The organism is Moraxella sp. TY6 (assembly GCF_048551375.1).
GTDB lineage: Bacteria > Pseudomonadota > Gammaproteobacteria > Pseudomonadales > Moraxellaceae > Faucicola.
This window is the reverse complement of record NZ_JBLYZJ010000007.1, coordinates 63,313-87,609: the sequence shown is the minus strand read 5'-3', so window position 1 is coordinate 87,609 and position 24,297 is coordinate 63,313. Positions and strand designations below refer to the sequence as shown.

Here is a 24,297-nt window from a genome sequence, read left to right as displayed (position 1 = left end):
TTACATCAGCAACTATTCTGCGGTTGGTGCTTCTTCGGTTTGGCTGATGGTTTGGTCAACGCCTTTCATGGTCAATTTGATACGACCACGGTTGTCGATGTCTTGTACCAACACATTGACCATTTGCCCTTCTTTTAGCACGTCATTCACCTTTTCGACACGAGCATCGGTGATTTGTGAAATATGTACCAAGCCATCGGTATTTGGCAAGACATTAACAAATGCCCCAAACTCCACCAAACGTACCACTTTACCTGTGTAAACTTTACCAACTTCCACTTCAGCGGTGATGGCTTCGATTTTGGCAATGGCGGCTTTGGTTGACGCTTTGTTTTCACCAAAGATACGGATTGTGCCTTTGTCATCAATATCAATTACCGCACCTGTTTCTTCGGTCAATTGGCGAATGGTTGCACCACCTTTACCAATCACATCACGGATTTTTTCTGGGTCGATGTCGATGACTGCAAAGTTCGGTGCATGGGCGTTGATTTCTTTACGGCTATCATTGATGACTTGATTCATGGCATTCAAGATATGAATACGACCTGCATGGGCTTGGTTTAACGCTTGCTCCATGATGTCAGCGGTGATACCTTCGATTTTGATGTCCATTTGTAGGGCGGTGATACCGTTGGCAGAACCTGCGACTTTAAAGTCCATATCGCCTAGGTGGTCTTCGTCACCTAAAATGTCCGAAAGTACCGCAAAACGTTCGCCTTCTTTGACCAGACCCATCGCAATACCTGCCACAGGGGCTTTTAGCGGTACGCCTGCATCCATCAAGGCAAGGCTTGCACCACAGACAGATGCCATTGATGATGAACCGTTTGATTCGGTGATGTCAGACACGATACGAATCACATAAGGGAAGCGGTCGCTGTCTGGTAGCATGGCTTGCACACCACGGCGGGCAAGGCGACCATGACCGATTTCACGGCGTTTTGGACCACTATCACGACCTGTTTCGCCCACTGAGTAGCTTGGGAAATTATAATGAAGCATAAAGTGGTCTTGCTTCGTGCCAGCTAGGGTGTCAATCATGTTGACATCACGGCTATTGCCAAGCGTGGTGGTAACAAGGGCTTGGGTTTCGCCACGAGTGAACAATGCCGAGCCGTGTGTGTAAGGCAATACGCCCACTTGGATATCCAACGCACGCACGGTTTGTAGGTCACGACCGTCAATACGAGGTTTGCCAGATAGGATGTTGTCACGCACGGTGCGATATTTTAGGGTTTCAAATAATTCTTTGATATCAGCGACTTTATCGGCATAATCTTCAGCGGTTTCATCACCTGCAAGGGCAGTTACGGCTTCGGCTTTGATTTCGTCTAAACGGTTGTAACGGCTGGCTTTTTCGCTGATGGTGTAGGCGTCAGAAATGGCTTGGGCAAATTGGGCTTGGAGGGCATTTTGTAGCTCAACGTTCACAGTTGGGGCGACAAATTCTGCTTTGGCATTACCCACTTGTTTGGCAAAATCATTGATGGCATCAATGACGATTTGTTGTTGCTGATGACCGTATAGCACCGCACCGAGCATTTGGTCTTCTGACAATTCTTTGGCTTCTGACTCGACCATCAAAACGGCAGATTTTGTCCCTGCCACCACCAAATCAAGGTCGCTTTTTTTCATTTCTTCGTAATTTGGGTTTAGCACATATTCGCCATTGATAAAGCCGACTCTTGCCCCACCGATTGGACCATTAAACGGTGCAGATGAAATCGCCAATGCCGCTGATGTACCAATCATGGCAGCGATATCCGCATCTTGTTTTTTGTCTGATGAAATCACAGTCGCAGTGACTTGGATTTCATTGACATAGCCTTCTGGGAATAATGGACGAATCGGACGGTCAATCAAGCGAGAGGTCAAGGTTTCCATCTCTGATGGGCGACCTTCACGTTTGCCGTAGCCCCCCGGAATTTTGCCCGCAGCGTACATTTTTTCTTGATAATTCACGGTCAATGGGAAAAAGTCTTGACCTTCTTTGGCATCGTCTTTGACCACGACAGCGACTAGCACGGTGACACCACCCATGTGGACAAGCACTGAATTGGCTTGACGAGCGACACGCCCTGTTTCTAGGGTAACTTGTTGATTGCCATATTGAAATTCTTTGGTAACGATATTAAACATGATGTTCCTTATAAAAGAGATAACAGGGCTGGCTGAGTAATAGCCCCTAACGTTTGGATTTGTGGGTCGACCGATAAACCCAAACGTTAGAAGCAATCTACTGCTTGCCCAACCCATTGATAATAAAAATAAATATTATTTTGTTAAAATAATGTCATGCCACTATTAATTTTTTGGCATAACCCAACTATTTTACCGATTTTTTGCCAAAACCGCCACCAAAAACCGATAACATTGAGCGTAGAACGTAAAAAACGGCTATCATCACTGATAACCGTTTTTTATAAGCACGTCTGCCAAGCAAAAATTAGCGGCGTAGTCCTAATGCACTGATAAGTGCAGAGTAGCGAGTAGCGTCTTTACGTTTTAGGTAGTCAAGCAAGCTACGGCGAGTGTTTACCATACGAATCAAACCACGACGGCTATGATGGTCAGCTTTGTGGGCTTTGAAGTGTGGTTGTAGGTCGTTGATACGAGCAGTCAATAGGGCTACTTGTACTTCAGGTGAACCAGTGTCATTTTCTGAACGTTTGAATTTGGTGATAACGTCAATACGGTCTTGATTAGTTAACATAACATACTCCAAGGAAAGGCGAGAAAAATCAGGTCAACCACGCCTTTCGGTAGCTGACCGTCTATAAAAATAAGCGTGGTATTTTAACAAAATTTTTAACAAAAACCAAGGTGTTTATTCAAATATCACGCCACCTGCAATTTCTCATGGCTTTCGGCTTTTTTCATCCACCATTGTAACGCCACAATCGCCACGATATACAGCAGTTGTGCTAAAATCGTCTGCACGGTCGGATAAAAGCCAATCGACTCAATTGCAGGCAGGCTTGGCAATACGGTTCGGCTTAAATGCCCCGTCAGTTGTAATGCTGATAAACTCACGCCCAAAATCTTAAAGCCTAAGAAATAAATCACCCATGTTAGCACTTTAAATAATTTGGGAATTGGTAATTTGACCGAAGTTTTAAGCATAACCCATGCCACCACCGCCAAAATCACCAATGCCATGCCAATGCCAAGCAAAAAGTTGCTCATGGTGATATTGGGCAAAATACCAACATAAAAAATAATCGTTTCCGCCCCCTCACGAAATACCGATAAAAAACTCAACCCAAATAGGCTGACAAAACTGCCTGTGGTCAACACTTCGCCCATGTGACGTTTGATAAAGGCGTTCCAACTTTGGATAGACGACTTGCTATGAAGCCATGCCCCAATGCCTATCATCAGCACCACAGCGACAATGCCAATGATTCCCTCAAGCATTTCACGGTTTGCCCCTGAGGTCATCGCAGGGAAAAATTGTTGCAACGCCACCGCCCCTGCGATACTGGCGACCAGTCCTGCACCAACCCCTGCATACACATACTTTTTGCCCTTGGCTTGTTTGGCGACATTCAACGCTGACAGCAAAGCGACAATAATCAGCAACGCCTCCAAGCCCTCACGCAACAAAATCAACATCGAATCCACTGCTGAATATTGGGCAGTGGGGTTGATTTGACGCAATTCATCAATCAATGTTTGTAAATTAGCTTGTTGTTTGGGGTCGTGACCGCTTGCCATCACCACAGGAATTTGGCTTTCTAATCGGCTGTACAGCGAAGGATTGCGTGTGCTGACATCGCCCTCGATACTTGTCCAAATATTGATAAACTCACCCAATTTGGCTTGCCCTGTGGCGGTATCGCCTGTTTGGAATGCCGATAAACCATCTTCGAGTAACTGCACACCTGTGGCAAGGCTCACCCCCTCAACAGGCGTGACAGTGGCGGTGTCACCTGCATTGTAGCTGTCGATGGCTTGTTTGAGTAGGGGCAGTTGGGTGGCAATTTGGGCGGTGTTAATTGGCTGGGTTTCAATTGCCACTCGGAGCAATGCCATCGCCGTTTCGATTTTGCCATAATGCCCCATACTGGTGTTACGCACCACACGCTCATTGGCGAGCCACACCGCATTAAACTGGTTATACGCCGTGCGAAGCTGTGCGACATCGGCATTTGTGGCTTGTAAACTTTGGCTAAACTGCTCATACGCAGGGGCAATTTTTTTGGCAAAATCTTTGCGTTTTTGGCTGTAATCAACTGGATTTTGCTCTTTTTCAAAAGCGTATAAAGCGGTCGATAATGCCGATAAATTCGCCTCGTTGGGGCTGGCAATGGCTTGGCTGATGGCAGTTTTGGCTTGTTGCCCTAGTGGGGAAGTGGTTTGGGGAATGGCGTTAAATTCGCTTTGGATTTGCTCAAGTAACTGCTTGGTGGAGGCGGTATCGCCTGCTTTATTTGCCCCCATCGCATCGGATAATTGGATAAAGATTGGGCTTAAATTGAGTTTTTTAGCCGTATTTGTGTTTACAGTAGCCGAAGCCGTGGTAGTTTTGGTAGTAGTCATGGTTGAAGCAGTCGCAGTTTCGGCATGACTAGTAGTCGCTAAACCTAGACTAAGCAAGGCAGATAAAACAAGGCTTTTGCTAAAATGGGTGGTAAACATAAAATTTTCCCAAAATAAATGGCGGTGACAAATGAAAATCATTAAAGCAGGTAATATAAAAATAGTAAGTGTGTTATTCACTATTTTTTGAATCTCCCCCAACCCCCTCTTTACAAAAGAGGGGGCTTTGTTTTGTCATTAAATTTGATACGAGGGCAAAGTCCCCCTTTTCTAAAGGGGGATTTAGGGGGATTCCACCCTGCAATTTTGCAAATTCAAGCTGAGTTTTTGGCAAAATTACCTTTAACTTTCAAATAACTTCTGCCCCAAATATTCCCCCTGTTTTACCCCACCAAAGCACGCAAACAACCCACTGCCAATATGGGTAATATACTCATTCATTTTATCCACACGCCCTAACGCAGATTGAATCGCCACAAATTGCATGGGGGATTTTTGGAAAGAAATAAACAATAGCCCAGCATCAAACTGACCTGTTTTGCCATCAATGCCACTGCTATACGAATACGAACGGCGAAGCATCTCAATGCCCGTACGTTTGGCAAGCCCCATGTGAGAAATTTCAGGAACGACAGGCTTACCATTGGCATCTTTTTCATGCACATCAAATTCATCAAACTCCGCTTTTTTACCAATGCTCGCCCCTGTGTCACGGTGTCTGCCAAAGGTTTGTTCTTGACCTTTGAGTGACGTTCTATCCCATGTTTCAAGGTGCATTTGGATTTTGCGAGCCACCAAATAAGTGCCACCTTGTAGCCAGTCTGGACTGTCAATCCACAGGTTTTTATCCGCATGTTTAAGGGTATTTTGGTTGGCAGTACCATCTTTAAAACCAAACAAATTACGAGGTGTTTCATGCCCTGTGTCAAAGCCCAAAAAGCCTGCTTGACTCCATTTCATGGTGATATTGCTTCGAGCTTGGCGAACCAACTGACGCACCGCATGAAATGCCACTTGTGGGTCATCGCTACAGGCTTGAATACAGATATCACCACCTGACCATTCTGGGCGAATTTGGTCACGAGGGAATAGTGGCAAATCATTGAAATCTTTAGGTAATTTATCCTCAAGTCCTAGCTTGGTCAAAAACTGACGACTAACCCCAAACGTCAGTGTCAATCCATACGCACCAAGGTTATCCGCTTCACCTGTGTCAGTCGGTGGGACAAATTCGTTGTTGCTATAGGCGTGGATATTTTTACCTTGCGTAAGATTGAGAGAAGCCTGTGTCCAGTCTTTAAACATTTGCTGGATAACTTGACGGTCTTCGGTATGCAAATCCATTACCAAAAAATAAATATGCCGTTGTGATGGCGTGGTAATCCCTGCTTGATGTTCACCATAAAACTCAAACTGATTATCCGCAAAACAATTTTTGGCATTGCTTGCCTCACTGCCTGCGTGTTTGGGATTGGCCTTGGGGTCGCTGTCTTGAGGGGTGTTGGCTTGGGTGGCAGAAGCGGTTGGGTCACTGGCGGATTTTTGGGTAGACTCATTGGTTTTAGCACAGCCGACCAACCCAGCTCCAGTCCCAGCAAGGGCAAGCCCTGCCACCCCAAAATTGCGTAAAAAATGACGGCGATTGGTTTGGTTTGGGGAAAAATCTTCTGCCAAAACCGTAGAATTGCTAGACATGGGTAATGAATCCTTTGATTATTTTGTAAATAGGATTTACGAAAATTATAGCTTCATTTCTCTTAATCAAGACGCTAGACCCCTGTATTCACAGGGGTGACGAGTAATTAAATGTTCGTTACTTCGGGTATAGCCCTCGTCTTGCGAGCCTGCAAAACAGTGTTTTGCTTTAACGGCTCTCATCCTGCGAATGCAGGAATCCAGTGTCTTCTGCGTAATTTCTAATAAAAAACAGTTATTTTAAAATAACACCCATTTGAGCCAATGGTTCTCCCAATTTATTCACCGCTTCGGCTAGGGCTTTGGTGTCATCTTTGGTCAATTGCTCATACGATTTAAAATCTTGTGTACCGACTTGATGTTTGGCAAGCAAATCATTGACCGCCTTAAAGCGTTCTGCCAATGTAGTGGCAAGGGCAGGGTCTTTGGCTTCGATTTTGGGTTTTAGGATTTGGTAAATTTTTTCAGCCCCTTCGATATTGGCTTTAAAATCGTATAAATCGGTTTTGGAAAAAATTTCTTCTTCGCCAGTGATTTTGGTGGTGGATACTTCATTGAGCAAATCCACCGAGCCTTGTACCATTAAATCGCCTGTGACTTCGGCGGTGGGGATTTTGGCACGCAATTCTTTGACATCGGCAATCAACTGTTTACCCAGTGCTTCTGTGCCTTTGGTGGTGTTTTGTGTCCAAAGGATTTTTTCGATGGTGTGAAAACCTGTCCATTTTTCGCCTTGCTCTAGGTCGGCTTCACGGTTGTCAATGCGTGGGTCAAGGTCGCCAAAGCTTTCGGCAATCGGCTCACTGCGTTCAAAGTGCATACGCACCAAGGGATAGAGTTTTTTGGCTTCGGCAACATTACCAGCATTTAGGGCAGTGACGAATTTTTCTGTGCCTACTACCAATTGGTCAATTTCAGCCGTGACCCATGCTTTATACTCAGCCGTTTCTTTACTTAAATCAACCGCAGAAGCAGTCGAAGCAGAAGCGGTGGCAGTCGTTGGGGCTGATGTTGCTGTGCCTGTTGCGGTAGAAGCAGGAGCAGAGGCTGGTGTAGTGTTAGTGGTTTCGGCAGGTTTTTGGCAAGCGGTTAGAGTGGCGAGGGCAAGGCTTAGAGGCAGTAAGGTTTTGATAAATGACATATATTTTTCCTAACAAATTATATAAATAAGAATGATTGTCGGTATTCTAGTACAAATGATAATTGTTATCAATAAATGTTTTAAAAAAAAGCCATACACGAAGGTGTATGGCGGTGGGATTGCTGTAGGGATAAGACGCATCTACATTTGATTTACCCTTGCTTTTTCTCAGCTTTGACAATGGCAATCAAATTATCCACGACTTCTGGTTCAGCAAGGGTCGAGGTATCACCCAAGCCTTCAAACTCATGGGCAGCAAGTTTACGTAAGATACGGCGCATGATTTTGCCAGAGCGAGTTTTTGGCAAGGCTTCGACCAAATACAATGCATCAAGGTTGGCAATCGGTCCAATCTCGGCACGCACATGGCGGTTGATTTCACCTTTGAGCATGTCGCTTGGTTCTTCACCTGCTTTGAGAATCACATAGGCTGCCACGCCTTGCCCTTTAAGGTCGTGAGGCATACCCACAATGGCAGATTCAGCAACCGCTGGGTGCGATACCAAGGCACTTTCAATTTCTGCCGTTCCTAAGCGATGTCCTGATACATTGAGGACATCATCGACACGCCCTGTAATCCAGTAGTGACCGCCTTCATCACGTAATGCCCCATCACCTGTGAAATACGCTCCTTTGTAGGTGCTAAAGTAGGTTTCTAAGAAACGCTGATGGTCGCCCCAAATGGTACGCATTTGTCCTGGCCAGCTGTCCTTGAGAATCAGATTGCCCTCGCATGCTCCTTGTAGTTCATTACCCTCGGCATCGACAATCGCAGGGACGATGCCATATAGCGGATTCATTGCCGAACCCGGTTTGAGGTCAACGGTATTTGGGATTGGGGTCATCAATGCACCGCCCGTTTCGGTTTGCCACCACGTATCAACAATCGGACAGCGACCTTCACCCACCACATTGTAATACCAGCTCCATGCTTCTGGGTTAATCGGCTCACCGACCGAGCCAAGCAAACGCAGGCTTGAGCGATTGGATTTACGCACGAATTCATCACCTTCTTTCATCATGGCACGAATCGCTGTCGGTGCGGTATAAAGAATCGTCACGTCATGTTTGTCAATGATATGACCAATCCTCGCCCAATCTGGGTACTGTGGCACACCCTCAAAAATCACGGTGGTCGTGCCATTGGCAAGCGGTGCATACACCACATAAGTATGACCTGTCACCCAGCCCACATCGGCTGTACACCAAAATACGTCATTGTCTTTGATATCAAACACATCACGGAAGGTGGATAGGGCATAAGTCAAATAACCACCTGTGGTATGTACCACACCTTTTGGCTTGCCTGTACTGCCTGAGGTGTAAAGCAAAAATAGTGGGTCTTCGGCATTCATCGGCTCTGGTGGACAGTCCTCTGACGCATTGTCAATGAGATTGTGATACCAAATATCACGGCGACCACTCATCGGAATGGATTCACCTGTACGGTACACCACGATGACATTTTCGACACATTGCGTACCGTCATGGTCAAGGGCTTTATCCACGTTTTGTTTAAGAGGGGTATGTTTACCACCACGCACCGATTCATCAGCGGTGATGACGATTTTGGATTGGCTGTCGATAATACGGCTGGCAAGGCTTTCGGCAGAAAATCCACCAAATACCAATGAATGCACCGCACCAATTCTAGCACAGGCTAGCATCGCCACGGCGGCTTCTGGAATCATCGGCAAATAGATGGTAACACGGTCGCCTTTTTTGACACCTTTACGGCGTAGGGCATTACCTAGACGGCAGACTTCAGAATGCAATTCTTTATAAGAGATAATTTTGTGCAGGGATGGGTGGTCACCTTCCCAAATGATGGCAGGTTTGTATGGGTTTTCGGCAACATGGCGGTCAAGACAGTTGGCAGATAGGTTTAATTCGCCATCTTCAAACCATTTAATGCTAAAGTTATCAAGGTCATAATTGACGTTTTTGATTTTGGTAGGTTTTTTAATCCAATCGACCAGTTCGGCACGTTTTGCCCAAAAGGCTTCGTTATCCGTGATGGATTCTTGGTAAGTATCGGCGTATTTTTGTGGATTTGAGTTGGCTTTTGCCGAAAATTCAGCACTGTGTGGATAGGTCTTCATTGTACGTTCCCTGTGGTTATGTTGATTGTTATTGGCTAGTGGCATTTTGCTAACAGCTTGATTAATAATTTGATTTTAATTATTTTTCTGTTAAACAAGATGAAATAAGGGCATAACAACCAACGTCCATGAAAATTGCCCTAATGCTAGTGTGGCAAAAAATGAGAAGTTTTGCAATGCCAAATTGGCAAAAAATTGAGGAATTTTTAGATTTTTTGCGAAAGGATGAGAGGGATTATGGAAGGTATTTGAGATTATCTCGTTGTTTAAATCAAAAATAATACAGCGTTTTGTAGGGGCGTATTGTATACGCCCACTAGATTTTTAATTTTAAGTTTGATAGCACTTTTACGCATCATTTTGTTGTGCATGGCTAGGCGGTGCGTCATCAACCTGTAAATCCGCATCATGCGTTGGGGCATGGCTGTGGTGGGTGACTTTGCTTTCTTCATGTGCCATACCACGAGCCGCTTGACGTAGCTCATATTTCTGCACCTTACCTGTGGCAGTTTTTGGCGTAACGGTAAAGATAATATGTTTCGGCACTTGGAAACCTGCCAAATGACGGCGACAATGGGCAATCACATCTTCACGGTCAAGCGTTGCCCCCTCAGTAATCTCGATAAAGGCAACAGGCACTTCACCCCATTTTTCGTGCGGTGCGGCGACCACGCCACAACTGACGATTTCTGGCATACGGTATAAGACGTTTTCAATTTCAATGCTAGAAATATTTTCACCACCAGAGATGATGATGTCTTTCAATCTATCCATGATTTTGATATAGCCGTCTGGGTATTTCACACCCAAATCCCCTGTTTTAAACCAACCACCATCAAAGGCTTCAGCAGTGGCTTTACGGTTTTTGAGGTAGCCTTTCATCACCATATTACCACGAATGGCAAGTTCGCCCATTTCCTCACCGTCCGCTTCGACAGGCTCAGTCGTACCTTGTTTAAACACTTCAAACCCTGCCAATAGGTGGGAGTTTAGCCCTTGGCGTGACTTGAGATTGGCACGTTCACCCACGCTTAATTCATCCCATTCTGGACGCTCGACACAAAAGGTCACAGGCCCATACACTTCGGTCAAGCCATATACATGGGTGATTTTAAAGCCCATTTCTTCCATTTTTTGCAATAATGCCTCTGGCGGTGGTGCACCTGCGACATTGCAACGCACTTCATGTTTAATCGCCTTCTTTAGCTCTTCATTGCCACCTGCAATCATGTTATGCACGATGGGAGCAGAGCTGTAATGGGTGACTTTTTCGTCCGCAATCAAGCGTAAAATCAAGTCGGCATCAATTTTGCGTAAGCATACATTTGCCCCTGCACGCTCGGCAATCGTCCAAGGAAAACTCCAACCATTACAATGAAATAGCGGTAGCGTCCATAGATACACAGGGTGTTTTGGCATATCCCAATCAAGGATGTTTGAAATGGCATTCATGGTCGCCCCACGATGGTGATACACCACACCTTTGGGGATACCTGTCGTGCCAGAGGTGTAATTAAGGGCAATCGCATCCCATTCATCGCTCGGTTTTTCCCAGTTGTTAAGGTCAGTACCACTGGCGATAAACTGCTCATAAGTCATTTGCCCAAACTCACGAGGCGAGGGCATCGCAGGGTCGGTGGCGTGAATAATGATAAGGTCTGGGAAAGATTCTTCAATTAATTCAACGTGTTGCTCAAATTCACTGTCCACAATCAACACTTTGGCTTCACTGTGCTGAAGACAAAATACCAACGCATTGATATCTAGGCGAGTATTGAGGGTACAAAGCACCGCCCCAGCCATTGGCACACCAAACGCCACTTCTACCATCGGTGGGGTGTTGGGCAATAATACAGCGACTGTGTCATCTTTATCAATATCAAGTTTTTTGAGGGCGTCTGCCATCTGACGGCAACGGGTAAAGGTTTCGCCCCATGTTTGGCGTAAATTGTTATGGCTATAATCTTGGTAAATAATGGCAGTGGCATTTGGATAAACTTTGGCACTGCGTTCGATAAATTCAATGGGGGTCAAAGGGACGTAATTGGCAGGGTTTTTATCGAGTCCTGTATGAAAATTTGGCATCATCATTCCTTAATTAATCAATTATCTCAATTGTTGTTCAAGGAAGTGTATGGTCAACGGATTTGTTAAACAATTGGCTACTTCCTTGTAATCCCTTATATTAACAAGGTTTTATGACATTTGATAGGGGGGAAGTATGAAGATTGATAGTTTGTTTTTTTATAATATATAAAAAAATGTTATGAATGATGATGGGTACGCAAGATTTAATAGACTAAAATAGTCATTTGAATGAGAAATACAATTAGTTTTGTAGGGGCGTAATGCTTACGCCCAAAATTTTAACGTGTTCTCTTATCAATTGGCAAAACCCTTAATCTTCGACAAACAATAGCCCCATCGCATATACGCCAATATTCGCAAGGGATACGCTAGCAATCGGCATGACAGGTACATTATACAAGCCCATTGCCCCTAGCATTTGTGACAGTTGCGGTAGATGGGGGTTTTTCTCATAGCTTAACAGGTACAGTTTGCCTGATTTGCCCTGCATTTCGCTGGCAACGATTTCGGCAAGGCGAGATAAGCTTTTGTCAAAACTACGTACTTTTTCATATGCCACAAATTGCCCTTCATCGCCACAAATCACGATGGGTTTGATATTGAGTAGGTTGGCAAAAAACCCTGCTGGGGCAGAGATGCGTTTGGTGCGAATCATGCCTTTGAGGTTATCGACCGTGATAAAGTAGGTGGATTTGGCACGGATTTGATTCAGACGCAAAATGATTTGAGGCACACTGACATCAGGATTTCTGAGCATTTTGGAGGCTTCATATACCAGTACCGCTTCGCCATGTGATACCGAGCGAGTATCGTATAGGTGAATATTGAGTTTACTGGCAAACATTGCTCGAATTTCTTTGATATTTTGATAAGTTTCACTTAAACGTGATGATAGGGATAATATCAATACCTCTTCGTAGCCTTGTTTGACCAGTTCATAAAAAAAATCAATTAACTGGCTTTCGGATGGGGCGGAGGTTTCAGGATAGCTATTGGGGTGTGTCACTAGATAGGTTGCTAATTCATTATTTGTAATAGTTTTTCCATCCAAATAATGATTGCCATTGAGGTGGATATTCATGGGTAGCGTGATGACATTGGCAGGTTTATCAAGGTAATCAAGGCAAGAAGTTGAGGTACTAACGATAATGCGTTTCATGGGTGATGTTAATTCCAAACGATGGTTTATTTTTAGTAAAATTAAATATCGGTATTGTAGTAGAAAGTTAAGTAAAAGTTAATCAATTTTTATAAGGTGTGACAAATGGTAACCGACAAACATTAAAGTCCAATCTACAAATTCACCAGTCACATTTTTTAAAAAAGTTAGTTGTTAAAGCGTGATATGATAAAAGCATTTGCAAATACAAATAGCTATGAATTGTTGCTTTATTCAATAAGGAAATACCATGACAGCCACATCGCCTTATCCTCATATTTTTGAACCCCTTGATTTGGGCTTTACCACACTCAAAAACCGCATGGTGATGGGGTCAATGCACACAGGGCTAGAAGACCGCTTTTTTAATTATGGTAAATTGGCGACCTATTTTGCCGAGCGTGCCAAAGGCGGTGTGGCGATGATGATTACAGGCGGTATCTCGCCCAATCGTGAGGGTTGGTTGATTCCAATGGGTGGGACGCTCAACCAAAAAATTGACGTGTTTAACCATCGCCGTCTGACTAAAGCCGTGCATCAACACGACAGCAAAATCGTCATGCAAATTCTGCACAGTGGACGCTATGGCTATCATCCGTTTGTGGTGTCGGCAAGTGCGACCAAATCGCCGATTTCACCATTCAAACCTCGCCAAATGAGCATCAAAAATATCGAGCAAACCGTCAAAGACTTCGCCCATACCGCAAGCCTTGCCAAACTGGCAGGCTATGATGGCGTGGAAATCATGGGGTCAGAGGGCTATTTGCTCAATCAATTTTTAAGCAACCATGTCAATCAACGCAAAGATGAATATGGCGGTAGTCTAGAAAATCGTATGCGGTTTCCATTAGCCGTGGTGAGAGCGGTGCGTGAGGCGGTTGGCACGGATTTTATCATCACGTTTCGCTTGTCGATGATGGATTTAGTTCCCAATGGCAATACGATGGATGAAGTCATTCAAATTGCCCAAGCCCTTGAGCAGGCAGGCGTGACCATCATTAACACAGGCATTGGCTGGCATGAGGCTCGTGTGCCGACCATTGTCACCTCTGTGCCTCGTGCCACCTTTGCCGATGTGGTGGGCGAGGTCAAAAAGCACGTCAATATCCCTGTGATGGTGGCAAACCGTATCAATATGCCCGAAACTGCCGAACAACTTTTGGCAGATGGCATGGCAGATTTGGTGCAAATGGCTCGTCCGTTTTTGGCAGACCCACATTGGGTCAACAAAGCCGAACAAGGTCAAAGCGAACTTATCAACACCTGTATCGCCTGTAACCAAGCGTGTCTTGACCATACTTTTGAAAATAAACGCTCGACTTGTCTTGTCAATCCGCAAGCCTGTTACGAAACCGAATTGGTGTATAAACCCACCAAAAAACCCAAAAAAATTGCCGTGGTGGGGGCAGGTATGGCAGGGCTTTCCGCCTCGACCGTACTGGCACAGCGTGGGCATCAAGTCACCTTGTTTGAGGCTCAAGACAAGATTGGCGGTCAGTTTAATTATGCCAAAGTCATTCCCGGAAAAGAAGAATTTTATCAAACCATTCGCTACTTTGAGCATTTGTTAAAATCATTGCCAATTGAACTCAAACTGGGGCATAAAGTCACTAAAGCCGAACTCGAAAGCAGTCGTTTTGACGATATTATCATCGCTACAGGGGTCGTGCCTCGCTCGCTCAACATCGAAGGGGCGGAGTTGCCACAGGTCATCAGTTATACCGATTTATTAAGCGGTAAAAAAACCGCAGGGCAAAAAGTCGCTGTGATTGGGGCAGGGGGCATTGGCTTTGATGTCAGTGAGTTTTTGACTTCGCCCCATGTTTTGCCGTTTGACAAAGACCCACAGGGCAATCCGATTGCCAATCCCCATCCGCAAAGCATCGAATCATGGCGTGCCGAGTGGGGCGTGGATAATAATGCCCATTACGACAGCGAGGGCGGACTGGTACAACCTGTCAAAATCGTTCCCATGCGTGAAGTGTATCTCATGCAACGCAAAAAAGGACAACTGGGGCGTGGGCTCAATAAAACCACAGGTTGGGTACACCGCTCACATATCAAAAATCATGGCGTAATTCAGATGGGTGGCATTGCCTACGAAAAAATCACCAACGAAGGCATTTGGATTACCAACATTGAGGGCAATAGCCAACTATTGCGTGTCGATACCATCGTGGTATGTGCAGGGCAAGAGTCGGTAAATGACTTAATGCCCCAAGTAGGCGATAGCCTATCGGGGCAATACCATTTGATTGGTGGGGCGAAATTAGCAGGCGAACTCGATGCCAAACGTGCCATCCGAGAGGGGGCAGAATTGGGAGCGATGTTGTAGTTACCTGTGGATTTTACCAGTTTGGTTTTAACCCATTAATCCATCTTTTTCTTGACCCAATAGTGATATACATTGGCGTAAGGGTCTGGCTCGGCAAGGTTTTGCGGATTGATAAGCTCTTGTTGTTCCAGTAATTCATGCCCAAGATGACGACAAAAGTTCGGAATATCTCGGGTGGTGGCAGGGTCATTGGCGATGATGTGAATGACCTCGCCTGCTTGGGCTTTGCGGATAGTACGGTGCAATAGCATGATGGGTTCTGGGCAAATTAAGCCAAGTGTGTCCAGTTCGTGTTGGGCGATGATTGTATGGGGTTGTTGGTTTGACATAAGATTATAATTCTAAAATGTAGGGTTTAAAAAAATGTATAAATTTTTCAGCATTGACTTTGAACCATTCAAACTGATTCGGTCTATCGGCAATATTTAAAAAATCGCCATTTGTTTTTAAAGTTACAACACAACCTTTGCGATTATTTAATCTATCCCAAATAAGATTTTTGTCGACAGCTTCATAAGATTTGGCTTGAGCAACTTCTGCTAAACGGTCAAAGTTCTCTTTGGCATTATTACCCATAATATTTAACCAAATACCAAGTGAGTTGTCACGAGAACTTACCGTAAAAGAAATATTAAAATAACTTCGACCTATCGCAATATTTGTCCAGTGTTGGGGTAAGGGGTTTTGCATACGAATAGGGCTGTTTGTACTCTCAAAATAGTCTTTCACCGCTTGCCAATATTGTTGTTGTAGAATTTTCGTTTCAGTAACCATTTGATTGGATGTGGTTTTTTTTATAAATTTCGCCCAGTCATTAGGTTGAGAAATCATGTTAAACATGGGGGCAGGTAAGCTATCACCGATTTTATATAATTCTATTTCAATCCCAAAAAAATTAAAGGTTTCATCAGTAATACGGTTTAGCCAATCCAAAGCCGCCCGATGTTCTTCGGTAAATTTTTGAGCAATCCAAATAATTGTGACCGCATCTAGCCCTGCAGCATAAGTCATCAGCTGACCCAAATGGGTGTGGTCAGTTCTTTCTAGCTGATTTTCAATTAATACATAATGGTCGTTAATCGTATCTCGACATAAAATATCAGCACTAAATGCCCCCACTTTTTCTTCTTGAGATAGCACTTCTAGCTCTATACCAATTACTTCACTTAATAATTGGATGTTTTCATTTTTAGCAAGCCAAGGCGTAAAGTCAGTGGCTTCTTTTTGCCAATAATCTCTTAAGTCAAGCTTTTCTAATCTACCTAATGCCATTTAACTAATCCGTAGAATTTTCTTCAATAAAGGTAAAAAACCGCTTTAAATTGGCTTTGAACATAAACGCCACCCCAATCCACGAGGCAAAAGCCACATAACTACTGATGGCAAATAGCCCAAACCCCACACCCAAACAGGTTAAAATCATACTCGGTTGGCTTAAGCGATAGCGGTATAAAATAAACGCCACATAGCAGGATAGCGGAATGGATAAGCCAATCAAGCCATACGGCAGATAATAAAAGCCTTGATAAATTAAGGTGTTATCATGAAACATTGGCAAGCTTTTGAGCGTACCAAATAGCAAAAACAAGCCAATCGCCCCATAAATCAGATAAATGCTAAATTGATTGAGGGTTTTGGCTTGCTCAATCAAGTTGACCACAATCGGCGAAAAACCATGCGTTGATGGGGTGGATGTCGATTGTTCGGACGTACGTTGGCTCATAAAATAACCTTAGATAAAATGACCTTGGGCGTATGCCATACACCCTTACTTGAGAAAATTATGTTAACAATTTTCTGTTAATAATTTTCTCTTAACCAACTACCCAACAAAATCGCCGAGGCGATGCTATCAATCGGTTCTTTTTCACTTTTGATTAAGCCATATTCCCATGCCAAATTTTTGGCTTCACGACTGGTCAAACGTTCATCCGCCATGATGATAGGGCAGGGGATATGAGCCATTTCCAGTTGGTGATTGAGTCTACGCACGAATTTTTTGGCACGGTTGCCCATTTCGGAGGCAGTGCCATCCATGTTGGTGGGGATACCGACCACGATGCTATTGACTTGCCATTCTGCAATCAGTGCCAGCAGTTTTTGCCAATCGGGTACGCCATTACTCATGGGAAATTGCATCAATGGCGTGGCGGTTTGGGTTAAGGTATTGCCCAATGCAATGCCCATTTTTGCCACACCAAAATCTAGCCCCATGATTGTTTTAACAGGGGTTTTAACAGGGGGCTGGATTGCGGTTTTGACAGGTATTTCAACCGATGCTTTCACAGGCGAATGACCATTGTTATCAGACATTATCTCAAGCATGACCAATATCCGTGCTAAATTTATCAAAATTTACCCCAAGTTGGTCAGTGGCAACTTGCCAACGTTCGGCATGAGGTACTTCAAACAACAGTCTGCTATTGGCAGGCATGACCAACCAGTCACCTTGGCTGATTTCCTGTTCCAGTTGCCCTTTTACCCAACTGGTGTGACCAAGACACAGCTCAAAATGCTCCACCCCTTGCCCTATCCCAAGGCTATACAGGATATCTTTACTGGTGGTGATACAGACGTTTTCGGTAATGGCAAATGATGACGACCAGTGGGGTTGCCCTGTGTGTAGCACAAAGCCGACTTCTGGGTTCATTGGACCACCGTCTAGGGGTGTTTTTTGGTAAAGTTTGGGGTCGGTGACGTTGACATCGAGTTCTTCAAATAGCTTGGTAATATGGCTATGTTGAATGGGTTTATTGATGATTAAACCCAGCACGCCTTGGGGGTCGTGGCGACAGATATACACCAATGATTGATGAAAAATCCCCTCATCAATGTTGGGTGAGGCGAGTAAGATGTGGTGAGTAAGATTGTTAAAATTTTTTGACATATTAAATACTTATAATTAGGTTAATCTATAGTCAGTCCAAAATGATAATGAAGACTGCTCGCCCTGAGCTTGTCGAAGGGTAGCGGTCTTCCACTTCGCTAGGCTCGTCTTGCGAAGCAGTGCTTCTCAGGTTCGACAGGCTCACCACGAACGACCTTATGTAATGCAATTCAATTCAAACTATACTAACGGTTTACCAACAAACTCCGAGCGTGTTCCAACGTGGTTTCGGTAATATTGACCCCGCCTGACATCCGAGCCAATTCGTGTACTTGGGCTTCCCCTTGAACAATGCTTAAATGCGATTCGGCTTGGTCGTATTGGGTCTTGTACACCAAAATATGCTGATGGGCTTGCGAGGCAACTTGCGCTTGGTGGGTGATGGCAAGGATTTGTTGCTCTTGCCCCAGTTCACGCAATAGCTCACCGACCACTTGAGCCGTACCACCACTAATCCCCACATCCACCTCATCAAAGACCAGTAATTGCTTGGTGGAATTTGTCTGTTTGGTAGAATTTGGTTGTTTGGTAGAGGCTATCGGTTGATTGATAGATTTACGCTGAGAACCTTGAGCATCAATCACCTGCATCACCAATGCCAAGCGAGATAACTCACCACCCGAGGCGATTTTATGAATCGGTTGCAAAGGCATACCCACGTTGGCACTAAATAATAACTCAATATGGCTAATCCCTTGAGCGGTGGGCTTATCCAGTGGACTAAAGGCAAATTCGGCTTGTACATTTGGCAATGCCAATAATTTTAAACGCTCGACTAAAAGCTGGGTCAACGCCTTGGCATTGGCTTGGCGAGCGGTGTCGAGTTCATTGGCTTTTACCAAAAAGTCTTGATAAGCGGTGTCAATCTGCTCTGCCATCGCTTCTGGCGACATGATGGCGGTCAGTTCGTCCAGTTCGGTTTGCCATGCTTTGCCATCTTCTAGCAAACCCTGTGGCGTGGTTTGGTATTTGCGAGCCAAACGGTGAAAGGTCGAGAGTTTTTCATCTAGTTCCGCTAGTCGTTCTGGGTCAAGGCTTTGCCCTTCAGCATAGTCTATTAAGGTATTATTTACCTCGTCAATTAAGGTTTGGGCTTGGTACAATTGCTCGGCACAATCGACATACGTCTGACTGAGTGACGTTTGGGCTTCACATAGCTTGATGGCCTTGGCAAGTAAGGTGCTGACATCGGGTTCATCGCTATCATTGCCCAGTAGCCCCACCGTGAGGCTGGCTTGTTGCATTAAGCTTTCGAGGTTTGACAATTCATCGTATTCTGCTTCCAATTCCGTATAATTTATATTGGCAATCGGCTCAATATCGGCAAGTTGGTTGGTTAGCAGTTGGATTTGTTGTTGGCGAAAGCGTTCATCTTTGGCATGATTTTCGGCTTGGGTTTTGAGTTTTTCATACTGGCTAAAGACGTGTTTGACATCACTGGCAAGCGAGGTCAAGCCTGTGGCACTGTCAAGCCACTCTGTGACAAACTGCGGACGAAGCAGACTTTGTTGGGCGTGTTGGCTATGGATATTGACCAGTAAACCGCCCAAGGTTTTGAGTTCGCTCATGCTAATCGGTGAGCCATTGAGCCATGCTTTACTGCGAACCGTGCCATTTTGATGAGATAATTGACGGCGAATCAATAAGTTATCTTCTTCCAATGGATGGTTCTGCTCATCTAGCCATGCTTTGACATTTGCCAATTGGCTGACATCAAACTCGGCATATACCTCACTGGTGGTCTGCCCATGCCGAATCAATCCACCATCGGTACGACCGCCCATGCACAGGGTTAATGCGTCCAATAACAATGATTTGCCTGCCCCTGTTTCGCCTGTGATGACGTTAAAGCCTGCATTCATGTCCATCGAGGCATTTTGTACCAATGCCAAATTTTGCAAGGTTAATTGAATCAGCATAACCAGTCCAAGAGAAAAAAATAAGTGTTTGGGTAAAAGGTATTTTTATAATTGGGTCAAATACAAAAATATAAAGCGTTACCCCTAATATCAAGGTATTGCCCACATTAACCCACTGATATACAAAAAAATTTCAAAAAAAACCGATGAAAACACCGTTGAATGGTCTTTTTATCATAAACTTTATGCTAAGATAAACATCGACAAATAGCAATGCTAAACTTGAGTTTTGAGGAAACAATCATGACAGCCACGACCCGTTTTGACCATGTGTCGGTAGAAAAAATTGCCAATGTTTATTATGAAGGGCGTACCTTTAGCCGTACCGTCTGGTTTGAAGACGGACGCAAAAAAATGCTCGGTATCGTACTACCTTGTGACAACGAAATCACCGAATACCTATTCAAAACCGAATCCTCCGAGCGTATCGAAATCTTGGCAGGCGAGTGCGAAGTCAAACGTGCAGACGAAGAAGAATACAGCTATTACCGTGCAGGGCAGGCATTTTTGGTCGAAGGGCATAGTAGCTATGTGATGAAAAATGAAGCCATCGTCCAATATATCTGCCACCTTGAAGGTTAAACGAATACTGTTTTAATTCCCTCTTGCGGAATATATTCCTCACCTTTGAGAAAGGGGGCTTTTCTCTAAGCAAAAATGTATTTACTGGAGAAAGCCCCCTCTTTTGTAAAGAGGGGGTTGGGGGAGATTTAAGAAATATCGAAGAGCAATTACTATTTTTGCATTATCAAGAAGGTCAATCATGGCAAAACCCCTATATTTTTATGGCATTCATGCTGTACAAGCCCTACTCGAACAACGTGGCATGGACGGCGTTGCCCTGTTTGTCCAAGATGGTAAAAAGCCCGATGCTCACCTCGAAGCCATTCTTGAACTTGCCAAACAATACGGCATCAGCGTCCAAACCACCGCCAAAGACCGCCTCACTAAACTTGCCGAAAGCCCCCAACATCAAGGCGTGGTGCTACAAGCTCGCCCTGCCAATTTGCTCGATGAAGCGGATTTAAGACACTTGATTGACAGCCATCAAGCCAAACAGCAACCGATTTTATTGCTAATTCTTGACCAAATCACCGACCCCAACAATCTCGGTGCATGTATTCGCACGGCAGTGGCGATGGGCGTGTCGGCTGTGATTATCCCCAAAAACAACAGCTCAACTATCACGCCTGCGGTGGCAAAAGTGGCAGTTGGGGCGGTGGAAATCATGCCATTTGTACAAGTGACCAACCTCGCTCGCACCTTGACTGAGATTAAAAAACAAGGCGTGTTTGTATTTGGCACGGCTCTTGATGAAACAGCAAAAGCGGTGCAAGACTGTGATTTGACAGGCGATGTGGCGATTGTGATGGGGTCAGAGGGTGATGGGATTCGCCGATTGACGGCAGATACTTGTGACCAGTTGGTGTATATTCCGATGGTGGGTAGTTCGCTTGGGAAAATTGAAAGTTTGAATGTTAGCGTGGCGACTGGCATGGTGCTTTATGAAGCCAGTCGGCAACGTTGTAGGTGGTTTTGTTAAGGATAGTCAAAATTATGAATTATTTATGCTTATATTTTTTTAGTGTGGTTTTATTTCTGTTTTTTTCATCAAGAATTTTTGACTCTATTGTTGGCGTATGTACGGCACTGGTGGCAAGCTTCTGTATTTTATTTATTTTAAAACTTATTAAGCATTCATGGGTATCTTACGGACTGTTCTTTACAATTAGTTTAACATCTTTTGTGGGCATTACTCAAACGCTTACAGGTTCTCACGCTGGTTCTACACTACCATTTTTATTTGGTTTGTCTTTTTATACAACGACATTTGCCTATCTTTCTGCGACAAAAAAAACTTTGAATTTTGTTGATGTATTAAAAGCTTCTAATCCTTTGTTGTTATTAACTGGACCTATTGCTTTATTTGTCAAAGACTATCGCTATAGGGCATTTAAACAAAGATTTAGCTATTTTTTTCCTTATGTCATTGTTGGGGTATTTTTCTATCAAATTATTGCTGTACCCCTTACAAAAACCTTTGAGCTGATAAAATTTACAGATGTTATATCATCTTTGGCTTTTGCAAGTATATTTGAATTATTTGTTTATATGAATTTTTGTGGATTGTCGTTAATCATTTATGGCTTGTTTGGTATTATCGGATACCAAGTACCGCTCAATTTTCGTCAGCCATTTTCAAGTGCTAATATCATTGAGTTTTGGAAAGGATGGCATATTTCACTTTCACTGGTGTTAAAGACGCTTTTTTATGCACCTATAAGAAAAAAGCTTCCTACCAGTATCGCTTTATTAGGGGTTTATATCGCTTCAGCAATGTGGCACGGTGTGACTTTTAATTTTTTATTATGGGGTATTTTTCATGCGTTAATGTTTATACTTACAATCAAACTGTTAAAACATGGTAGAAAATATTTACCTACGATTGTGCTGGTTGTCGCTGTTGTGATAGGACGTCTATTATTCGCTGAGAATCAAACAAATCGCTTATTAGAGAAATTGATGTTTTCTTATGATGGTTTTGGTCATTTGATGAAAGTGTTACTTGAATTACCCAATCATTCAAAAATAGCACTTATATTGGGATTTGGATTGATTTTAATTGAATTTACGCTTAGAAATACTAAGATGGTATCGAGAAGAAATTATAAATTTCTAAGGACACCTATTGCGTTATTAATTCAAGTTACATTATTTATTTTACTAGCAAACGATTTGGGAGGTGGATATGCAGTCTATGGGCAACGTTAATAAAATAATAATGCGGTTTATATTACCACTACTATTTCTAATATATTTTGCATATATTATATTTAATTACACTTATATTGATAACTTTAATAATACAAATAATTTTAATAGAAAGAAAGCATATATTTTGAGTAAAACTAATATTCAAGGGGTTGTTTTGGGGGGGGCAAATGCAGTTTTGGGATTAAGTGCAGAGATATTAACAAAAAATACTAATGATGAATGGGTAAACCTTGCACTTCCGAATGAGGGTTGGTCTGATAATAATTATTGGAATTATGTCGAAAATACATTGACACAAAAACAAAGAACATCTACAAAAATGGTTGTTTATAGTTCATTGTCTTCTACGCGTCTTGGAAACATATCAGAAAGGCTTAATAATAAGAATTATAATGTAATTGGAAAAAAACATATTGCTTTATTGCCTTCTCAAAGTATTTTAAGCCTTTTAAGAAGTTACTATACAAATAAAAAATTAAGAGGAAGCACTAACCCTAAAATTGTTAACCCAAACTTCTACGGTGATTTTGATTTTAGCCCTCATAGCTGTAAGGAATTACCTTCTACTAATAAGGAGCAACTGAATAATAATAGGCAATACAACGAAAATATTCAAGCTATTAAAAAATACATTAAACATCATATTTATTCATATTGGATAGAAAAGCAACTTTCTAAAATACAAGAACTTTTTCCTAATACAACAGTTTACTTCGTGCAACCTAGTGTATTTGATAATAATTTAGATAAAATTAGTTTTATGGAAAATAAGGAAATTATATCCAAGGCTGTCTATGAATATAATCAAAAATTTAATTCACAAGTTATTTTCATAGACCAAGAATATATACCTAATAAAAATTTGTTGTGTGATGCTGGTGGAGTTCACTTAAATGAAACAGGACGGATATGGCGGACGAATAATTTGATTAAGCGTATCTACAAATAGAATGACAAAGGAAAAATCAAAATGCAATTTGCGATTATTGGACTTGGCGTATTTGGGCAAACCAGTGCCAAAGAACTACAAAAACTCGGCAATCAAGTCCTTGCCATCGACATCAACGAAAAGCTCGTGGACGACATCAGCGAATACGTCACTCGTGCGGTCATTGCCGATGCCACGGATAAAGAAACCTTACAAGAACTCGACCTTGCCAACTTTGATGGCGTGCTTGTCAGTATCGGTGACAACCTTGAAGCCAGTCTTCTTTGTACATTAAACCTACTCAGCATGAACGTACGAAACCTATGGGTCAAAGCAAAAACCGACTCGCATCACCAAATCTTGCAAAGCTTGGGCGTCACAAACATCGTGCATCCAGAGCAAGACATGGGTATCAGAATCGCCCAAAAAATGAACTATCCCATGGTCAGACAATACATGGCGTTGGGTGATGAGCAGTTTATGATTCGCCTTGACCCCCCAGAACAATGGCGTGGACATCCTTGGTCAGATATTCAGCAACAACACCCAGACATCCTATTTTTTATGCTAAAACGCAACGGACAACTGTATAACTACCTACCAGCCGATTACTTCTTTCAAGGCGGTGACAAACTCGTGGTAGGGGGCGATGCTGTAAGTTTACGCCGTCTTGCTAAAGCCATTCGTCAAACAGCGATTTAGCGAATAACTGAATAACCGAGC

General features: G+C 43.4%; 20 protein-coding genes. 6 read left to right on the top strand and 14 right to left on the bottom strand.

Annotation, left to right across the window (positions count from 1 at the left end):
• Positions 1–12: 12 nt before the first annotated feature.
• The 8 genes from pnp to ACK1U4_RS06905 all read right to left on the bottom strand — a co-directional run bounded on the left by pnp (position 13) and on the right by ACK1U4_RS06905 (position 12,730).
• Positions 13–2,142, bottom strand: a complete 2,130-nt coding sequence (pnp, locus tag ACK1U4_RS06940; RefSeq protein WP_419400156.1) for a polyribonucleotide nucleotidyltransferase — start codon at positions 2,140–2,142, stop codon at positions 13–15.
• A gap of 307 nt (positions 2,143–2,449) precedes the next feature.
• A complete protein-coding gene (rpsO, locus tag ACK1U4_RS06935; protein ID WP_419400155.1) occupies positions 2,450–2,716 on the bottom strand; it encodes a 30S ribosomal protein S15 in 267 nt (88 codons plus the stop codon).
• A 125-nt stretch (positions 2,717–2,841) separates the two neighbouring features.
• Entirely contained in the window at positions 2,842–4,644 is a 1,803-nt protein-coding gene (locus tag ACK1U4_RS06930; protein ID WP_419400154.1) for an FTR1 family iron permease, read from the bottom strand.
• Positions 4,645–4,887: 243 nt separating this feature from the next.
• A complete protein-coding gene (gene efeB / locus ACK1U4_RS06925) occupies positions 4,888–6,240 on the bottom strand; it encodes an iron uptake transporter deferrochelatase/peroxidase subunit (protein WP_419400153.1) in 1,353 nt (450 codons plus the stop codon).
• A gap of 235 nt (positions 6,241–6,475) precedes the next feature.
• Complete coding sequence (gene efeO / locus ACK1U4_RS06920; protein ID WP_419400152.1) at positions 6,476–7,381, bottom strand: iron uptake system protein EfeO; 906 nt, start codon at positions 7,379–7,381, stop codon at positions 6,476–6,478.
• A 152-nt stretch (positions 7,382–7,533) separates the two neighbouring features.
• Positions 7,534–9,483: an acetate--CoA ligase gene (acs, locus tag ACK1U4_RS06915; RefSeq protein ID WP_419400151.1), complete on the bottom strand. Its 1,950-nt coding sequence runs from the start codon at positions 9,481–9,483 to the stop codon at positions 7,534–7,536.
• Between the two features lie 348 nt (positions 9,484–9,831).
• Complete coding sequence (locus tag ACK1U4_RS06910) at positions 9,832–11,568, bottom strand: AMP-binding protein (RefSeq protein ID WP_419400150.1); 1,737 nt, start codon at positions 11,566–11,568, stop codon at positions 9,832–9,834.
• A gap of 313 nt (positions 11,569–11,881) precedes the next feature.
• Positions 11,882–12,730 (bottom strand): DegV family protein, encoded by an 849-nt coding sequence (locus ACK1U4_RS06905; RefSeq protein ID WP_419400149.1) that lies wholly within the window; start codon positions 12,728–12,730, stop codon positions 11,882–11,884.
• Between the two features lie 250 nt (positions 12,731–12,980).
• Here ACK1U4_RS06905 and ACK1U4_RS06900 point away from each other — a divergent pair, with 250 nt between their 5' ends.
• The gene (locus tag ACK1U4_RS06900; RefSeq protein ID WP_419400148.1) at positions 12,981–15,065 is read left to right on the top strand and encodes an FAD-dependent oxidoreductase; all 2,085 of its coding nucleotides are present in this window, start codon (positions 12,981–12,983) and stop codon (positions 15,063–15,065) included.
• A 35-nt stretch (positions 15,066–15,100) separates the two neighbouring features.
• On the opposite strand, the gene tusA is transcribed toward ACK1U4_RS06900, so the two are convergent.
• From tusA to ACK1U4_RS06870, 6 genes are all read right to left on the bottom strand, one after another.
• The gene (tusA, locus tag ACK1U4_RS06895) at positions 15,101–15,394 is read right to left on the bottom strand and encodes a sulfurtransferase TusA (protein ID WP_419400147.1); all 294 of its coding nucleotides are present in this window, start codon (positions 15,392–15,394) and stop codon (positions 15,101–15,103) included.
• Positions 15,395–15,398: 4 nt separating this feature from the next.
• A complete protein-coding gene (locus ACK1U4_RS06890) occupies positions 15,399–16,337 on the bottom strand; it encodes a DUF4268 domain-containing protein (protein WP_419400146.1) in 939 nt (312 codons plus the stop codon).
• Positions 16,338–16,341: 4 nt separating this feature from the next.
• Positions 16,342–16,788 carry a hypothetical protein gene (locus ACK1U4_RS06885; protein ID WP_419400145.1) on the bottom strand — a complete coding sequence of 149 codons (447 nt, stop codon included), beginning with the start codon at positions 16,786–16,788 and terminating at the stop codon, positions 16,342–16,344.
• A gap of 77 nt (positions 16,789–16,865) precedes the next feature.
• Positions 16,866–17,378: a Holliday junction resolvase RuvX gene (gene ruvX, locus ACK1U4_RS06880; RefSeq protein ID WP_419400144.1), complete on the bottom strand. Its 513-nt coding sequence runs from the start codon at positions 17,376–17,378 to the stop codon at positions 16,866–16,868.
• 4 nt (positions 17,379–17,382) lie between these two features.
• Positions 17,383–17,952 (bottom strand): YqgE/AlgH family protein, encoded by a 570-nt coding sequence (locus ACK1U4_RS06875; protein WP_419400143.1) that lies wholly within the window; start codon positions 17,950–17,952, stop codon positions 17,383–17,385.
• A gap of 185 nt (positions 17,953–18,137) precedes the next feature.
• Positions 18,138–19,871 carry a DNA repair protein RecN gene (locus ACK1U4_RS06870; protein ID WP_419400142.1) on the bottom strand — a complete coding sequence of 578 codons (1,734 nt, stop codon included), beginning with the start codon at positions 19,869–19,871 and terminating at the stop codon, positions 18,138–18,140.
• A 243-nt stretch (positions 19,872–20,114) separates the two neighbouring features.
• Here ACK1U4_RS06870 and ACK1U4_RS06865 point away from each other — a divergent pair, with 243 nt between their 5' ends.
• From ACK1U4_RS06865 to ACK1U4_RS06845, 5 genes are all read left to right on the top strand, one after another.
• Positions 20,115–20,453 (top strand): pyrimidine/purine nucleoside phosphorylase, encoded by a 339-nt coding sequence (locus ACK1U4_RS06865; RefSeq protein WP_419400141.1) that lies wholly within the window; start codon positions 20,115–20,117, stop codon positions 20,451–20,453.
• Positions 20,454–20,634: 181 nt separating this feature from the next.
• Positions 20,635–21,414, top strand: coding sequence for a 23S rRNA (guanosine(2251)-2'-O)-methyltransferase RlmB (gene rlmB / locus ACK1U4_RS06860; protein WP_419400140.1), 780 nt, complete (start codon positions 20,635–20,637; stop codon positions 21,412–21,414).
• A gap of 14 nt (positions 21,415–21,428) precedes the next feature.
• Complete coding sequence (locus ACK1U4_RS06855; protein ID WP_419400139.1) at positions 21,429–22,643, top strand: MBOAT family O-acyltransferase; 1,215 nt, start codon at positions 21,429–21,431, stop codon at positions 22,641–22,643.
• The gene (locus ACK1U4_RS06850) at positions 22,621–23,595 is read left to right on the top strand and encodes a hypothetical protein (RefSeq protein ID WP_419400138.1); all 975 of its coding nucleotides are present in this window, start codon (positions 22,621–22,623) and stop codon (positions 23,593–23,595) included. The genes ACK1U4_RS06855 and ACK1U4_RS06850 overlap by 23 nt, the downstream gene beginning before the upstream one ends.
• Before the next feature lie 21 nt (positions 23,596–23,616).
• Positions 23,617–24,276, top strand: a complete 660-nt coding sequence (locus tag ACK1U4_RS06845; RefSeq protein WP_419400137.1) for a potassium channel family protein — start codon at positions 23,617–23,619, stop codon at positions 24,274–24,276.
• The last annotated feature ends 21 nt before the right edge of the window (positions 24,277–24,297 follow it).

Coding starts and splice junctions, on each gene's coding strand:
- pnp (WP_419400156.1), bottom strand. CDS start 2,142: ATGTTTAATATCGTTACCAAAGAATTTCAATATGGCAATCAACAAGTT.
- rpsO (WP_419400155.1), bottom strand. CDS start 2,716: ATGTTAACTAATCAAGACCGTATTGACGTTATCACCAAATTCAAACGT.
- ACK1U4_RS06930 (WP_419400154.1), bottom strand. CDS start 4,644: ATGTTTACCACCCATTTTAGCAAAAGCCTTGTTTTATCTGCCTTGCTT.
- efeB (WP_419400153.1), bottom strand. CDS start 6,240: ATGTCTAGCAATTCTACGGTTTTGGCAGAAGATTTTTCCCCAAACCAA.
- efeO (WP_419400152.1), bottom strand. CDS start 7,381: ATGTCATTTATCAAAACCTTACTGCCTCTAAGCCTTGCCCTCGCCACT.
- acs (WP_419400151.1), bottom strand. CDS start 9,483: ATGAAGACCTATCCACACAGTGCTGAATTTTCGGCAAAAGCCAACTCA.
- ACK1U4_RS06910 (WP_419400150.1), bottom strand. CDS start 11,568: ATGCCAAATTTTCATACAGGACTCGATAAAAACCCTGCCAATTACGTC.
- ACK1U4_RS06905 (WP_419400149.1), bottom strand. CDS start 12,730: ATGAAACGCATTATCGTTAGTACCTCAACTTCTTGCCTTGATTACCTT.
- ACK1U4_RS06900 (WP_419400148.1), top strand. CDS start 12,981: ATGACAGCCACATCGCCTTATCCTCATATTTTTGAACCCCTTGATTTG.
- tusA (WP_419400147.1), bottom strand. CDS start 15,394: ATGTCAAACCAACAACCCCATACAATCATCGCCCAACACGAACTGGAC.
- ACK1U4_RS06890 (WP_419400146.1), bottom strand. CDS start 16,337: ATGGCATTAGGTAGATTAGAAAAGCTTGACTTAAGAGATTATTGGCAA.
- ACK1U4_RS06885 (WP_419400145.1), bottom strand. CDS start 16,788: ATGAGCCAACGTACGTCCGAACAATCGACATCCACCCCATCAACGCAT.
- ruvX (WP_419400144.1), bottom strand. CDS start 17,378: ATGTCTGATAACAATGGTCATTCGCCTGTGAAAGCATCGGTTGAAATA.
- ACK1U4_RS06875 (WP_419400143.1), bottom strand. CDS start 17,952: ATGTCAAAAAATTTTAACAATCTTACTCACCACATCTTACTCGCCTCA.
- ACK1U4_RS06870 (WP_419400142.1), bottom strand. CDS start 19,871: ATGCTGATTCAATTAACCTTGCAAAATTTGGCATTGGTACAAAATGCC.
- ACK1U4_RS06865 (WP_419400141.1), top strand. CDS start 20,115: ATGACAGCCACGACCCGTTTTGACCATGTGTCGGTAGAAAAAATTGCC.
- rlmB (WP_419400140.1), top strand. CDS start 20,635: ATGGCAAAACCCCTATATTTTTATGGCATTCATGCTGTACAAGCCCTA.
- ACK1U4_RS06855 (WP_419400139.1), top strand. CDS start 21,429: ATGAATTATTTATGCTTATATTTTTTTAGTGTGGTTTTATTTCTGTTT.
- ACK1U4_RS06850 (WP_419400138.1), top strand. CDS start 22,621: ATGCAGTCTATGGGCAACGTTAATAAAATAATAATGCGGTTTATATTA.
- ACK1U4_RS06845 (WP_419400137.1), top strand. CDS start 23,617: ATGCAATTTGCGATTATTGGACTTGGCGTATTTGGGCAAACCAGTGCC.